16 protein-coding genes are annotated in these 13,868 nt (G+C 57.2%); 10 read left to right on the top strand and 6 right to left on the bottom strand.

The window, feature by feature from the left end; genetic code table 11:
* Both tig and BM352_RS13715 read left to right on the top strand, forming a co-directional pair.
* Complete coding sequence (gene tig, locus BM352_RS13720) at positions 1-1,338, top strand: trigger factor (RefSeq protein WP_090217848.1); 1,338 nt, start codon at positions 1-3, stop codon at positions 1,336-1,338.
* 163 nt (positions 1,339-1,501) lie between these two features.
* The gene (locus BM352_RS13715) at positions 1,502-2,083 is read left to right on the top strand and encodes a hypothetical protein (RefSeq protein WP_090217846.1); all 582 of its coding nucleotides are present in this window, start codon (positions 1,502-1,504) and stop codon (positions 2,081-2,083) included.
* A gap of 175 nt (positions 2,084-2,258) precedes the next feature.
* Here BM352_RS13715 and rplI read toward each other — a convergent pair whose 3' ends face one another.
* The 4 genes from rplI to BM352_RS13695 all read right to left on the bottom strand — a co-directional run bounded on the left by rplI (position 2,259) and on the right by BM352_RS13695 (position 4,383).
* Positions 2,259-2,885: a 50S ribosomal protein L9 gene (gene rplI, locus BM352_RS13710; protein ID WP_090217844.1), complete on the bottom strand. Its 627-nt coding sequence runs from the start codon at positions 2,883-2,885 to the stop codon at positions 2,259-2,261.
* Positions 2,886-2,898: 13 nt separating this feature from the next.
* On the bottom strand, positions 2,899-3,126 hold the full coding sequence (gene rpsR / locus BM352_RS13705; protein ID WP_085865547.1) for a 30S ribosomal protein S18: 228 nt from the start codon (positions 3,124-3,126) through the stop codon (positions 2,899-2,901).
* Positions 3,127-3,156: 30 nt separating this feature from the next.
* Positions 3,157-3,507, bottom strand: coding sequence for a 30S ribosomal protein S6 (rpsF, locus tag BM352_RS13700; RefSeq protein ID WP_090217842.1), 351 nt, complete (start codon positions 3,505-3,507; stop codon positions 3,157-3,159).
* Between the two features lie 153 nt (positions 3,508-3,660).
* Complete coding sequence (locus tag BM352_RS13695; protein WP_090217840.1) at positions 3,661-4,383, bottom strand: hypothetical protein; 723 nt, start codon at positions 4,381-4,383, stop codon at positions 3,661-3,663.
* A 164-nt stretch (positions 4,384-4,547) separates the two neighbouring features.
* Here BM352_RS13695 and BM352_RS13690 point away from each other — a divergent pair, with 164 nt between their 5' ends.
* Complete coding sequence (locus tag BM352_RS13690) at positions 4,548-5,117, top strand: YceI family protein (protein WP_090217838.1); 570 nt, start codon at positions 4,548-4,550, stop codon at positions 5,115-5,117.
* Between the two features lie 78 nt (positions 5,118-5,195).
* On the opposite strand, the gene BM352_RS13685 is transcribed toward BM352_RS13690, so the two are convergent.
* Positions 5,196-6,392, bottom strand: a complete 1,197-nt coding sequence (locus tag BM352_RS13685; protein WP_090217835.1) for a cytochrome b/b6 domain-containing protein — start codon at positions 6,390-6,392, stop codon at positions 5,196-5,198.
* Positions 6,393-6,561: 169 nt separating this feature from the next.
* Between BM352_RS13685 and fabD the strand changes: the two genes are divergently transcribed.
* The 5 genes from fabD (at position 6,562) to BM352_RS13660 (ending at position 9,851) form a co-directional block, all read left to right on the top strand.
* Positions 6,562-7,500, top strand: coding sequence for an ACP S-malonyltransferase (fabD, locus tag BM352_RS13680; RefSeq protein ID WP_090217833.1), 939 nt, complete (start codon positions 6,562-6,564; stop codon positions 7,498-7,500).
* A complete protein-coding gene (locus tag BM352_RS13675; protein ID WP_090217831.1) occupies positions 7,493-8,053 on the top strand; it encodes a hypothetical protein in 561 nt (186 codons plus the stop codon). Before fabD ends, BM352_RS13675 begins: the two co-directional genes overlap by 8 nt.
* A gap of 24 nt (positions 8,054-8,077) precedes the next feature.
* Complete coding sequence (gene fabG, locus BM352_RS13670) at positions 8,078-8,815, top strand: 3-oxoacyl-ACP reductase FabG (protein WP_090217828.1); 738 nt, start codon at positions 8,078-8,080, stop codon at positions 8,813-8,815.
* Positions 8,816-9,033: 218 nt separating this feature from the next.
* The gene (locus BM352_RS13665; protein ID WP_090217826.1) at positions 9,034-9,267 is read left to right on the top strand and encodes an acyl carrier protein; all 234 of its coding nucleotides are present in this window, start codon (positions 9,034-9,036) and stop codon (positions 9,265-9,267) included.
* 230 nt (positions 9,268-9,497) lie between these two features.
* On the top strand, positions 9,498-9,851 hold the full coding sequence (locus BM352_RS13660) for a VOC family protein (protein ID WP_090217823.1): 354 nt from the start codon (positions 9,498-9,500) through the stop codon (positions 9,849-9,851).
* Between the two features lie 392 nt (positions 9,852-10,243).
* On the opposite strand, the gene BM352_RS13655 is transcribed toward BM352_RS13660, so the two are convergent.
* Positions 10,244-10,924: a glutathione S-transferase family protein gene (locus BM352_RS13655; RefSeq protein WP_090217820.1), complete on the bottom strand. Its 681-nt coding sequence runs from the start codon at positions 10,922-10,924 to the stop codon at positions 10,244-10,246.
* A 105-nt stretch (positions 10,925-11,029) separates the two neighbouring features.
* Between BM352_RS13655 and fabF the strand changes: the two genes are divergently transcribed.
* Positions 11,030-12,283: a beta-ketoacyl-ACP synthase II gene (fabF, locus tag BM352_RS13650; protein ID WP_090217817.1), complete on the top strand. Its 1,254-nt coding sequence runs from the start codon at positions 11,030-11,032 to the stop codon at positions 12,281-12,283.
* Between the two features lie 7 nt (positions 12,284-12,290).
* Positions 12,291-13,448 (top strand): endolytic transglycosylase MltG, encoded by a 1,158-nt coding sequence (gene mltG, locus BM352_RS13645; protein WP_090217815.1) that lies wholly within the window; start codon positions 12,291-12,293, stop codon positions 13,446-13,448.
* Positions 13,449-13,868 lie beyond the last annotated feature (420 nt).

The following is a 13,868-nucleotide window of genomic DNA, read 5'->3' as shown; positions in this document are numbered from 1 at the left end:
ATGAAGGTCACCGAGACCCTGAACGAAGGCCTCAAGCGCGGCTACAACATCGTAGTCACCGCCGCTGAGCTAGAAGAGAAGGTGAATGAAAAACTTCTCGAGGCGCAGCCTGAAGTTGAAATGAAGGGGTTCCGCAAAGGCAAAGTGCCTATGGCACTGCTGAAAAAGCAGTTCGGCGACCGCGTCATGGGCGAAGCAATGCAAGAAAGCATTGATGGCGCCATGTCCAAACATTTTGAAGAAACCGGCGACCGCCCTGCGCTTCAGCCTGAAATCAAGATGACCAACGAAGACTGGAAGCCAGGCGACGACGTTGACGTGTCTGTTGCCTACGAAACCCTGCCAGAAATTCCTGACGTTGATCTGAAGAAGATCAAGCTGGAAAAGCTGGTTGTGAAGGCTGAAGACAAGGACATCGACGAAGCGCTCTCAAATCTGGCGGAAAACGCACAGAACTTTGAAGATCGCAAAAAAGGCGCGAAGTCGAAAGATGGCGATCAAGTGACGATCGACTTCCTCGGCAAGGTTGATGGCGAAGCGTTTGAAGGCGGCGCTGCGGAAGACTATCCGCTGGTGCTAGGCTCCAACTCTTTCATTCCGGGCTTTGAAGGTCAGTTGGTTGGCGCCAAGGTTGGTGACGACGTCGAAGTCAAAGTGGATTTCCCTGCAGAGTATCAAGCAGAGCATCTGGCCGGCAAAGCCGCCGTGTTCGAGTGCAAGATCAAAGCCGTGAAAGAACCCAAAGCCGCTGAAATCAACGACGAGTTGGCAAAACAGTTCGGCGCTGAAGATCTGGCATCTTTGAAAGGCCAAGTGGCCGAGCGCCTTGAAGCCGAGTTCGGCGGGGCTTCCCGCGCGGTTCTGAAGCGCAAGCTTTTGGATGAGCTGGACACTTTGGTGAAATTCGAGCTGCCTCCATCGCTGGTCGATGCGGAAGCGGGCCAGATTGCTCACCAGCTGTGGCACGAGGAAAACCCTGACGTGCAAGGCCACGATCACCCAGAGATCGAAACCACTGACGAGCATAAAAGCTTGGCCGAGCGCCGTGTGCGCCTTGGTCTGCTGCTCGCCGAGATGGGCCGCAAGAACGAGATCGAAGTCACCGACGCCGAGATGACACAAGCGATCATGAACCAAGCCCGCCAATATCCGGGCCAGGAACGCCAGTTCTTCGAGTTCATCCAGCAAAACCAACAGATGCAGCAACAGATGCGCGCGCCGATTTTTGAAGACAAAGTCGTCGACTACATCTTCGAGCTGGCTGAGGTTAAGGAAAAGACAGTCAAGAAAGCCGACCTTGAGAAGGCGGTTGAGGCACTGGAAGACGAAGCTTCCTAAGTCTTTGACTTGTAGGCACTATCTGGGCCGCCCTTCGGGGCGGCCTTTTTCGTTTCGTCAAAACGTCCGGCTAAAGTCTTAGGTTTTACCCAAGTTTGCTTAATTTTCGTCTCATTTGGTCGCCAATGATCATCCAAGGGAAAAGACTAAAAGGACGATCGTTATGACATTGATGGATTTCACGCTAGATACGCCAGATCAGCAACCAACAATCGAAATGAAACGCAACTCATCCGGTTATCGCCTGCGCGAAGCAAAGGCTGATGGATGGCGCGTTCAAGCCGCGCGCGCTCTGACCGCGGTCGTTTGCTTCGGGATGATGGCGGCTGGCGGGATGATCTGGACGTTGACCGACGCGAGCTTCCCCGGTGATCCAGCCATCAGCAAGGCGGTTTTGTCGACTGCCATTTATATCGTTGCTGCTGCTCTGGTGGCCAACGGTGTCTTCACACAGCAACCTGATGAAGTCCAAGTGGACGTCAAAGGCCGCGTGTTGCGTATCACGTCTCGCTCGCCGAATGGCTGGTTCAAAACACGCAAGACGCTCCGCTTTGAAGAAATCACCCGCATTGATCTGGCAGAGACCAGCTTGGTCACCGAGCTGCGCAGCGCCATTTCTCGGCTGGACTACGGACGTATCACCCTCAGCGCCGATGGTGGCCGTCGTTTCAATCTGATTGGCGGGGATATGATGGATCTGGAACCATTGTTGAGCCGTCTGCGCGGCGACACCGGAGTGGCTTAAGCCCCGATCTGGAACGCGCGGAATTATCGTAAGACCTTTTCTACAACTTTTCGGGGCGCCCATGTCATGTGGGCGCCCCTATTAGTGTAAGGGATACCGAAGCCGTTACAGGCCCGCACAACGAAAAAGGCCGCCCCGAAAGGCGGCCTTAAATTGGTGAGGACGGAAGAGGGGCTTACGCCTCGTCTTCAGCTTCCTCAGCGGCAGGGGCTTCAACAGCCTCGGCCAGATTTTCGTCTTCAGAAGCGGCGGCACCGATATCGTCGAACAGTTCGGCGATTTCGAATTCTGCTTCGGCCTCGGCCTCTGCTGCCAGTTCTTGAATGGATTTGCCGGAGGCTTGCAGTTCTGCTTCCTCTACCGAGCGGGCCACGTTCAGCGCGAAGGTGGTTTCCACTTCAGGGTGCAGACGCACGGTCACGTCATGCACGCCGAGATATTTGATCGGGCGTTCCAGCACGATTTGACCACGATCAACAGTGAAGCCTTCAGCAGTTGCGGAGTCAGCAGCGTCACGCGTGGTGACAGAGCCGTACAGCGCGCCTGCGTCAGAGGCCTGACGAATCACGATGAACTGTTGGCCGCCAAGTTTGTCAGCCATTGCTTCGGCTTCTTTCTTGGTTTCCAGGTTGTTGGCTTCGAGTTGCGCTTTTTGCGCTTCGAAGACGGCCATGTTGGCTGCGGTCGAGTTCATCGCCTTGCCTTGTGGCAGGAGATAGTTACGAGCGTAGCCCGGCTTTACGTCTACGATTTCGCCCATTTGGCCGAGTTTCGCGACGCGTTCCAGAAGGATGACTTGCATGTGCTTGAGCTCCTTACTTCACTGCGTAGGGCAGCAGGGCCAAGAAACGTGCGCGTTTGATGGCACGGGCCAGCGCACGCTGGTTCTTGGCGCCCACAGCGGTGATACGCGAGGGTACGATTTTGCCGCGCTCAGAGATGTAGCGTTGCAGGGTGCGGGTGTCTTTGTAGTCGATCTTCGGGGCGTTATCACCCTCGAATGGATCGGACTTACGACGGCGGAAAAATGGTTTAGCAGCCATGGTTTAGCTCCTTGAATTCAGGTCAACAGGTTACGTGCGAGGGCGGCGTTCACGCTCGTCGCGCTTCTGCATCTGGACGGATGGGCCTTCTTCGTGCTCGTCGACCTTGATGGTCAGAACACGCATGACGTCGTCATGCAGGCGCATCAGGCGTTCCATCTCCTGAACGGCGGCGGCTGGCGCATCCGAACGGACGAAGGCGTAGTGGCCCTTGCGGTTTTTGTTGATCTTGTAGGCCATGGTTTTCAGGCCCCAGTACTCGTGCTCGACAACTTTGCCACCATTGTCCGACAGGACGGTGGAGAAGTGCTCGATCAGACCTTCAGCTTGAGTGTTGCTCAGGTCTTGGCGCGAGATAAACACGTGCTCATACATTGGCATGTGTAATTCCTCTATATTTCAGGCGTGCTTCATAGGACGGGCAATCAAGACCTTCGCACCCATCCACGAGAGGCGTCGCGGTTCAAAAAGATTCACGAAGGTTGGGGCGGTATAGCAGGGTTCGGGCAAGGCGCAAGGACTTTGGCAGCACGCCTAGCAGCCGTTGACCAATTGGCCGATTGCGAGGAAAAACACGAAGTCCACCACCAGCAGCACGTGCCAGAACACCAGCGCGAGGATGAACGCCGCTGCGCCGCGCAGTGCGCCCATCGGGAACAGCTGGAAATATAGTCGCAAGGAAGCGATCCAGTAGACGATCAGCGCTAAGAAGATGACCGTCGCCTGAACGTTGTTGAGCATGTTGACCAGCGGATCGCTTGCCACCAGATCGTTCAGCCGCTGGATTTTCGCACCAAGCCCGTCGTCGCAATTGGTCAGCCCGTTATGGTATTCACGGTAAAGCTGCGGCGACAGTGCCTTGAACGCCCCGTAAAACAGCAGCGCCCCGAGGGTTGTGATCGCCACATATATTCCGTTGAAATAGAATCCCAGACGCATGAGCCGTCTGAAATTTCCCCTGTAGCGGCAGATCCTCCAAGCCAGCGCAAAGCTGACGAACCCCAGCAGCGACAGAAAGGCCGCATTAATGCCAAGGATCACCACGCGGCTCATATCGGTCAGGCTTTGCCCCAGCACCAGTGTGATCAAAACCGCATTGGTCAGCAGCGCGGAGCCGAGAAACAGCACCGAATTGCGCATGCCGCTGTCGTGCCGGACCCTGTAAGAAATCTCGTGGATGGGCCGCAGCAGCGCAGCGCCCAGCAACTCCCAAAAGCGCAAATAGTCGTCCCAATACTCTTTGATGAGGCCAATCATCCGCCCATCCCATATGCTGAAATCCCGATGATAGCAGTTTGCGAAGAGTTTTTCGCGGCCATCGTGTATTTGCGCACACAAACTGTTGATCGTCGCCGAATTGCTATCTGAGGGCATTTAGGGACTTTAGCGCCAGAAATTCAGTCTTGAAAGGACGCCCCGAAATGAAAACTCTTACCCTCGCGACAGCCTTCGCACTTGCCACGACTGCCGGCTTTGCCGCCGACACTTACACGCTTGATGCAAGCCACAGCCAAGTTGTGTTCAACTACAGCCACCTCGGCTTTTCCACGACATATGGCATGTTCTCCGGCTTTGAGGGCGAGATTTCATTCGACGAGGCCGATCCGGCAGCGTCTTCCGTTTCCGTCTCGATGCCGGTGAAAAGCATGATCACTGGGTGGGACGCGCGGACAGGGCATTTCATGTCGCCCGATTTCTTTGGCGCCGAAGATGGTGACATGGTTACTTTTACGTCCACGGCAATCGAGGTCACGGGCGACGCGACCGCTTTGATCACCGGTGATCTGACGATGAATGATGTAACCAAATCGGTTGTGCTGGATACTAAGTTGAACAAGGCAGACGTGCATCCGATGGCAGGCAAGCCTTGGCTGGGGTTCGACGCGACGACCACGCTGCTCCGTTCCGACTTTGGCTTGGGTGCGTTCGCGCCAGCCATAAGCGACGAAGTTCAGCTGATGATCTCGGTTGAGGCACAAAAAGCCGAATAATCGCATTCGATTTTTACGAAAAGCCCCGTCTGGCATCTCTGCTGACGGGGCTTTTTTTGTGCGCTGACGTGGGCCTGCTCAATTTCGCGTGGCAGTTAGATTGACCTCCACCGCGACGTCGAAGCCCAAAGAACTTTCGTCGGGATAGCTCTCACCCACGCGGAAGCTCGTACGGTTTAGCCGTGTTTGCCCCTGCATCGTTGCAGTGTCGCCGTCGATACTAAGCGAGAAGGGCAAAAGCACCGGCGCTTCGATGCCTTTCAGGGTCAATGTGCCTTCCGCCTTGTAGTTTTGCGCGTCGGCTAGAATGTCGGCTTTGAACGACGCTGTTCCATGCTCCGCCGCATTCAGAAAATCCGGCCCCATAGCTTGTGCTGTGACCGAGCCGAGGGTGAGGGAGCTGATTGCGATCTGAACCTCCACAGTCCCGTAGACGCCCTCCGCGTTCGGTACCTCGGTGAAGTCGATGGCGGCAGTCCAGTCGGCGAAGCTGCCCTGCACGTCGCTCCCCAATTGTCGCACGGTAATGGCAAGCGTGCCATCCTGAACCGTCCAGCCACTTTCGACGACCTCTAGCGCGGGTTCATTTTCCATCACAGTCGTGTCAGCGAACAGCCCCATGCTTGCGCCGACGACCATGGCCAGAAGGTAGGCGCCAACTGCACTCAGAATGGGTAGGGCCGAACGATGCTGCGCCGGGATTAACTCGGGCTCGGTTGTGCCGGGCAACATGCGCTTCAAGGTGGCATCCTTGTTTATGAAGTGATGCTTCAACGCGCCAGCCACGTGGAGGAAGATCGAGATCGCCAGCACACGCTCGAATATGATGTGCAACGAGCCAAACAGGTGGGCGACACCTTCGTCTTTCGGCACGAAGGGCAAACCTTGGCCAAAGGGCCACCAGATCGGAGCGAACCCTGTAGTGGCTGCGTGATGAATCCAACCGCTCAGCGGGACCAGCACCAATGCGGCATAGAGCGCCCAATGCACCATTTCTGCTAAAGTGGCCTCAAGCCGCTTGTTGGCATTCAACAGCGCGGGCTTTGGTTGCGACACGGCCCAAGCAATGCGGGCCAGCGCGACGAAGAAGATGAACACTCCAAGCGTTTTGTGCAGCGAGAAGACCTGCGCCTTGAAGGCCAGCGCGTCGCCCGTGTCGTAGGGTAGGTCATTGGCGTAGATGCCAAGCGGGATCATAGTGATCACCAAAAGCGCAATCAGCCAGTGAAATCCTTTGGTTACGGTGCCGTAAGTTGTCGTGCTATTGCCACGCATTGGGCGATGCTCCTGAATGGGTTTCCGGTTAGGCTATGGCGAAACTCATGTCGATCCTATCTCAGAATTGCGCACAGGATTTGTGCACTTAGGGGTCGGGGCGCTTGTGAGGGGGGATCGTGTCGGCTAGACCCGTATAAAACGCCTAATCCATGAAGGGGAGCAGCCAATGCGCGCATTTGTATTTCCGGGCCAAGGGGCCCAGACCATCGGGATGGGGCGCGATTTGGCCGAGTCCTACCCAGAGGCAAAAGCCGTCTTCGACGAGGTCGACGAGGCGTTGGGCGAAAAGCTGTCCAAGCTGATCTGGGAGGGCGAGCAAGATACGCTGACTCTTACCCAAAACGCACAACCCGCGCTGATGGCAACGTCCTTGGCTGTCATGGCCGCGCTGAAATCCGAAGGGGTGAGCATTGACGCTGCTGCCTACGTCGCAGGCCATTCGCTGGGCGAGTATTCTGCCTTGGCCGCTGCTGGCTCTATTACCGTTGCGGACACTGCTCGGTTGCTGCGGACCCGCGGCTTGGCAATGCAAGAGGCTGTGCCGGTCGGTGTCGGTGCAATGGCGGCGCTGCTGGGTTTGGACTTCGCGACAGTGCAAGAGGTGGCCGCGGAGGCCGCAGGGGACGACGTTTGCCAAGCCGCGAATGACAATGATCCGGGCCAAGTTGTTGTGTCCGGTCATAAAGCTGCGGTGGAGCGCGCGGTGGAGATCGCCAAGGCGCGCGGTGCGAAGCGTGCGGTGCTTTTGCCTGTTAGCGCTCCATTCCATTGCGCTCTTATGGAGCCTGCCGCCCGCGTAATGGCAGGGGCGTTGGACGATGTGGATATCGAAGTCCCAGCTGTTCCGGTGGTGGTGAACGTGCTTGCCTCCGCCGTGAATGACCCGCTGACCATTCGCAACCTGCTGGTCGAGCAAATCACCAGTTCCGTGCGCTGGCGCGAAAGCATTGGGTACATGGGCGATCATGGTGTGACCGAGATTTGGGAGATCGGTGCAGGCAAAGCGTTGTCGGGTATGATCCGACGCATCAATCGCGACATCGGCACCCTTGCGGTTGGAACGGCTGACGATGTGAAGGCGGCCGTGGAGTCGCTGAGTGCATAAAGCCCGCCTTCTTTCGCTGGCCCTTCTGGCGGGCTGCGGGACGGTCGAGAACATGTCCCAAACCCTGAACTTGCAGGTTGAAGGGCAGGTTCTGCGCATGGATGGCATCATCAACACCCGCGCGCTCAGGCAGTTTGTGGGGGTGTTGGACGATAATCCGACGCTGAGAGAAGTCGTTTTAGGCAAGGTTGAGGGTTCTCTGGACGACGACGTGGTCGCTGAGATGGGATACACGTTGCGGGACCGCGGCTTGGCGACACGGATGCTGCCATCCTCCGAGGTGTATTCGGGCGGGGTCGATCTATTCTTGGCCGGTGTGCAGCGCACGGTGCCTGCGGGCGCTGTTGTGGGTGTGCATGAATGGGAAACCGGGTTCGGCACGGCTCGAGACTATCCGCGCGGTGCCAAGCAGCACGAGCCAACGCGCGGCTACATTGAAGATATGTTGGGCTCTGACGCCTTTTACTGGTTCACAGTGGAGGCCGCACCGTTTGACAGTGTGCATGTTATGACCCGAAATGAGTTAATCAAATACGGTGTGGTCACACGCTAACGAAGTTTAAGAAAGGGCAGTAAGATGTTTAACCTAGAAGGAAAATCGGCGCTGGTAACGGGTGCGTCCGGTGGTATCGGCGGCGAGATCGCCAAAGTGTTACACGCACAAGGCGCAACGGTCGCGCTGTCTGGCACACGGGTAGAACCGCTGGAGGCATTGGCAGCTGAGCTGGGCGACCGTGCGCATGTACTACCTTGCAACCTGAGCGACTTTGAAGCCGTCGACGCGCTTCCCAAGCAGGCAGTCGAGGCGATGGGCGCGGTGGATATTCTGGTCAACAACGCGGGGATCACGCGGGACAACCTGTTCATGCGCATGTCGGATGACGAGTGGCAATCGGTGATCGATGTCAACCTGACCTCGACCTTCAAGCTGTGCAAAGGCGTTTTGCGCGGCATGATGAAGGCGCGTTGGGGGCGGATCGTGAATATCTCCAGCGTTGTCGGGGCCACGGGCAATCCGGGGCAGGGGAACTACGCGGCATCCAAGGCTGGAATGGTGGGGATGTCCAAGTCGCTGGCCTATGAGGTCGCGTCGCGCGGGATCACAGTCAATTGCATCGCGCCGGGCTTTATCACCACCCCAATGACAGAAAAGCTGACGGATGACCAAAAAGCTGGCATCCTTGGGCAAATTCCGGCTGGCCGGATGGGCGACGCAGGTGAAATTGCTTCGGCCGCACTCTATCTTGCCAGCGCCGAGGCGGGCTATACTACAGGGACGACGCTGCATGTGAACGGCGGAATGGCAATGATCTAAGCGCTGCGGCGCGGCGATTTCCCTAAGGTCAAATGAGGGTTGTATAAGCGTTTGCGTTCCCCATTTGGTGTGCTATAGGCGGCGCAGATACGCTAGGGGGTTTCCTCTGGTGGCCGCGTTTGCGGCGAGATAACAGGCCAAATGGCCGATACCAACTGGGCGGGGAAACCTGCCCGCCACAAATCGGGGCCTTCCCGAGCAACTACGAGGAATACAACATGAGCGATATCGCAGACCGCGTTAAAAAGATCGTTGTCGAGCACCTTGGTGTAGAAGAAGACAAAGTTGTTGAAAACGCATCGTTCATCGACGATCTGGGCGCAGACAGCCTCGACACCGTTGAGCTGGTTATGGCGTTCGAAGAAGAGTTCGGGATCGAGATCCCAGACGACGCTGCAGAAACCATCCAGACTTTCGGCGACGCGACGAAATTCATCACCGAAGCTTCCTAAGTTCACCTTACAGCTTTGACGAGATTAAAGATGGCGCTCTTCGGGGCGCCATTTTTTGTTTTGGGAAAAGATGTTTGATTGTCGGCTTTGCGGACGAAGCACCAATTCGCTGCGGCTGCGCCAATGTCTGCTTTTGGACGGCGACTTCGACGTAATTGCCTTTATAGTCTTCGGCCATATGGCGAAGTCTTGATAGAAGAGGTGGGCAGCAAGTCCTTTGGGAGGAAGAGATGGCCGTCGAGAAAGTTGGTTTTGTTGGTTTTCGTTCGACTGATCTAGAAGCCTTACGTGAGATTTTTGAAGAGGGTCTCGAAATGGTTCCGACTGATACATCACCTGATCAGGTCGGGTATCTTCTATCAGACGGTACGCGGTTGGAAGCTTACGGCTATGCAAACGCCTTCCACAGTTTCTTCACGACGGGGCCAGTCGTCGGTTTCTCAGTTCCGGATTTCCAAAGAAGCTGGGAGCGACTGACGCGGATCGGAGTTGAGCAACTCACCGAAATCCAATCCGAAGATGACCGTCATTGGGTGCACTTCCGATTGCCCGATGGAACAGTGGCTGAACTCGTTGGCTCCTAGACGGGGATGATCGGAATATCAGACAAAAGCCCCTTGCCACAACTTATGTGCCCAAGTTGGCCGTACATGGCGGCTTATACTCGCTCAATCAACCGGCGAATACTTTCAGTTTTCTGGCCGTCCCGCCATGAACGGTTCGGAATGACGCGTGGCTTCGTTCATTGCGCTATCAAGAGCTTTTGCTTTGCCCCGTTTATGCATCAAATCCGGCCTTAGAAACATCGATGTACCGCTGTCCGCACAGAAACGAATGTGAACAGGCTACCCACTTCCGTCAGATATGCAGGTACTTCTGAGGGCGTGTCAAAACCGGACATTCGTGCACTGTGCCGCATCCGGCAAGTTGGGCTCAAAATGGACATTCACCTAAGCTATTTACTGATCAAGTTGCCTCACCCCAACTTCCCCTCCATCCACTCCCGCATATGCGGGCGGTAGAACGCCAGTTCCTGCACGACCTGGGGAAGGGCGGACATCTGCGCGCGGTAGGTGCGCACGGTGTCTGACCAGTGCAACAGGGGCAGGACGGTGTGGGTCTCCATTAGCTCCAGCCATTCCAACGTGACGATCAAGCCGCAATCACTTAGCCAGAGGCGGTCGCGGGGGAGCGGGCTTTGGTCTAGCAGCGTGCTCAGCGCAGTCAGGCGTTTGGTGATCTCGGCGTGCGCTGCCTGCACCTCGGACGCAACGCGCGTAGCCGGCGAGACATTGCGGAACAGCAACCGTAGCGCCGGTTCCAGTCTTGTGTCGTGAAAGCGCGACAGCTCGCGGCATTTGGCGCGCGGGATAAGGCCCTTGGGCAGCATCGCGGGGTCGGGGTGTTTTTCGTCGAGGTATTCGGCAATCGCCTCGCTGTCTGTCAGGATCAGCTCTTTGTCGGCCAACGCGGGAAGGTTCCCCGTGGGGACCAGCGACAGGTAATCCTCGGGCGGGGCCAGGTCGCGCCAGTTCAGCCCCTTGGTGCGCAGCACGAGGCGGAGTTTGGCACAATAGAGTGAATGATCGACGGAATAGATGTCATACATAGCCCAAGTGTAACCTTCCCCCTTGCAGGCGTGAAGTTGCCAATCCATCTTGTGCGCAGTTATGAATTCCCATGCTGACGCCTTGCCCCTTTGGGTCGTGGGCGTGTAAGACGCGGGGGATAAACCTTGTGCTATAGAAAAAAGGGGTGGGGTATGCGTCGAGTTGTTGTGACCGGTCTTGGGATGGTAACGCCTTTGGGCGACGGCGTGGAGACCACGTGGAAGAATGCGCTGGCAGGAAAATCCGGGGCGCGGACTATTCAGAAATTTGATGCCTCCCATCTGGGGACGGGCTACGCCTGCGAAGTGCCGCGCGGTGAGGGCGAAGGCGAGTTCAACGCCGACATCTATATGGAGCCCAAAGAGCAGCGTAAGGTTGACGACTTCATCCTTTACGGGATGGCTGCAGCCCAACAGGCTGTGGAAGACGCAGGCTGGACCCCCGAGGACCAAACCGAACTGGAACGCACCGGCGTGATGATCGGCTCTGGCATTGGCGGGCTATCCTCGATTGCCGACACGGCTGTGCTGATCAAGGAACGCGGCCCACGCCGCGTGTCGCCGTTCTTTATTCCGGGGGCCTTGGTGAACCTGGTGTCCGGGCAAGTGTCCATCCGCTATGGCTTCAAGGGACCGAACCACGCTGTTGTGACGGCGTGTTCCACCGGTGCGCATGCCATTGGCGACGCCGCACGGTTGATTGCGCTGGACGACGCCGATGTGATGATTGCAGGCGGTGCGGAGAGCCCGATTTGCGAGATTGGCATTGCGGGCTTCAACGCATGCAAAGCACTGTCGACGACTGGCGCGGAAGATCCAACCAAAGCCTCTCGGCCTTGGGATGCGGACCGCGACGGCTTCGTGATGGGCGAGGGCGCGGGCGTTGTCGTGCTGGAAGAGTACGAACATGCCAAAGCGCGCGGTGCGAAGATTTACGCCGAAGTGCTGGGCTACGGCCTGTCGGGCGATGCCTATCACATCACGGCACCGCCCCCTGACCACGAGGGTGCAGAGCGGGCGATGCGGGCGGCAGTGAAACGCGCGGGGATCAAGCCGTCGCAGATCGACTATATCAACGCGCATGGCACCTCGACCATGGCCGACACGATTGAGTTGAGCGCCGTGGAGCGGCTGCTGGGCGATGCCTGTAAGGGCGCGACCATGTCGTCAACCAAATCAATGACGGGCCACCTGCTGGGTGCTGCCGGCGCGATCGAGGCGATCTTCTGCATTCTAGCATTGCGTGACCAGATTTGCCCGCCCACGATCAACCTTGATAATCCGGCGACAGAAACGGACATTGATCTGTGTGCAAACAAGGCTGTAGAGCGCGAAGTTAATGTCGTTTTATCCAACAGCTTCGGCTTCGGCGGCACCAATGCTTGCCTGATTATGGGGAAAGTGTAATCCGCTCATGTGGAAATCTATCGCCTCGAACTTTCTGACTCTGTTTATCTTGCTGCTGATTGCTGCCGGCGCATTGGTGGGCTGGGGGCAGTCGCAATACAGCAAAACAGGCCCTTTGGACGACGCGATTTGCGTTCGGGTTCCTTTGGGCGGTTCGATGGCGCTGGTGTCGCGCGAGCTTGAGGCGAAAGGCGCGGTGTCCAACGGGCGCATCTTCCGCATTGGCGCGGACTATGCGGACAAGTCGCAGAAACTCAAAGCGGGCAGCTTTCTGGTGCCAGCCGGCGCATCGATGGAAGAGATCGTTGATATCGTGACCCGCGGCGGTCAGAACACCTGTGGCACGGAAGTGGTTTACCGCATTGGCGTGACCTCGCGCCGCGCGGTGGTGCGTGAGTTGGACCCTTCAACGAACGCATATGTGGAAACCGCGAACTACACCCCCGGTGTGGATGAAGTTCCGGCGGAGTATCTTGAAGCGCGCGACGACCGTGATGTCCGATACCGCGTTACCGTGGCTGAGGGCGCGACCAGCTGGCAGATTGTCGACAGCCTGCGTGCGCTGGACGTGCTGGAAGGCGAGATCGACGCAACGCCCGCAGAGGGGAGCCTTGCCCCCGACAGCTATGAAGTGGTGCCCGGAGCGCAGCGCGAAGAGTTGATTGCGCGGATGACGGCGGCTCAGGAACGGATTTTGGCTGAGGCTTGGGAAAACAGAGACCCTGATGTTCCGCTGAAATCCCCTGAGGAGGCGCTGGTGCTTGCCTCAATCATCGAGAAAGAGACCGGCATTGCCGAGGAGCGGCGTCAGGTTGCCAGCGTGTTCACCAACCGTTTACGCCAAGGAATCAAGCTGCAAACCGACCCTGCTGTGATCTACGGGATTACCCGGGGGGAAGGCGTTCTTGGACGCGGCCTGCGGCAGTCGGAGTTGCGCCGCGAGACGCCCTTCAACACCTACGTGATCCCGGCCTTGCCACCGACGCCGATTGCCAACCCTGGCCGGTTGTCGATCGAGGCGGCGCTGAACCCAGACGAAACCCCGTTCATCTTCTTTGTGGCGGATGGCACCGGCGGCCATGCGTTTGCTGTGACGATCCAAGAGCACAACGAAAACGTGGCGAAGTGGCGCAAGATCGAAGCAGAACGCAACGCCAATAACTAGGCAGGAATTGACGTTAACGCATTGTTAACAAACGGCGTTCGCAACTTCTGGTGAGGCGCAACTTCTTGACTTTTGCCCTTTGGTGAGAGACAAGTCTTCTCAAGACGGACGAATAGAGAAAGCGGCTCGGGTCACGAGGATCCAAGGCCGCTTTTTTGTTTTTCCGTCCCTAGACTGAGCCTCCCCGCCGCTGGCGAGGGACGCAGGAGGCCCCATGACAGAGACCCCTGATTCACCCGGCTCGCCGGACACATTGGTGACGAAGACTGTAGACGAGATTTTGGAGGACCTAACGATCATGGCCCATGACCTGACGATGGAAGTCAGACGGGAATGGCGGCGTGTGCGTACAGACCAATCGGTTCCTTCAACCCTGAAAGCAAAGCTGAAGACGGATCTTCAGCATCTGTTGAACACGAG

The organism is Litoreibacter janthinus, assembly GCF_900111945.1.
GTDB classification, from domain to species: domain Bacteria; phylum Pseudomonadota; class Alphaproteobacteria; order Rhodobacterales; family Rhodobacteraceae; genus Litoreibacter; species Litoreibacter janthinus.
Note: the sequence above shows the minus strand (reverse complement) of the source record. Positions and strands in the feature narration are given on the sequence as shown.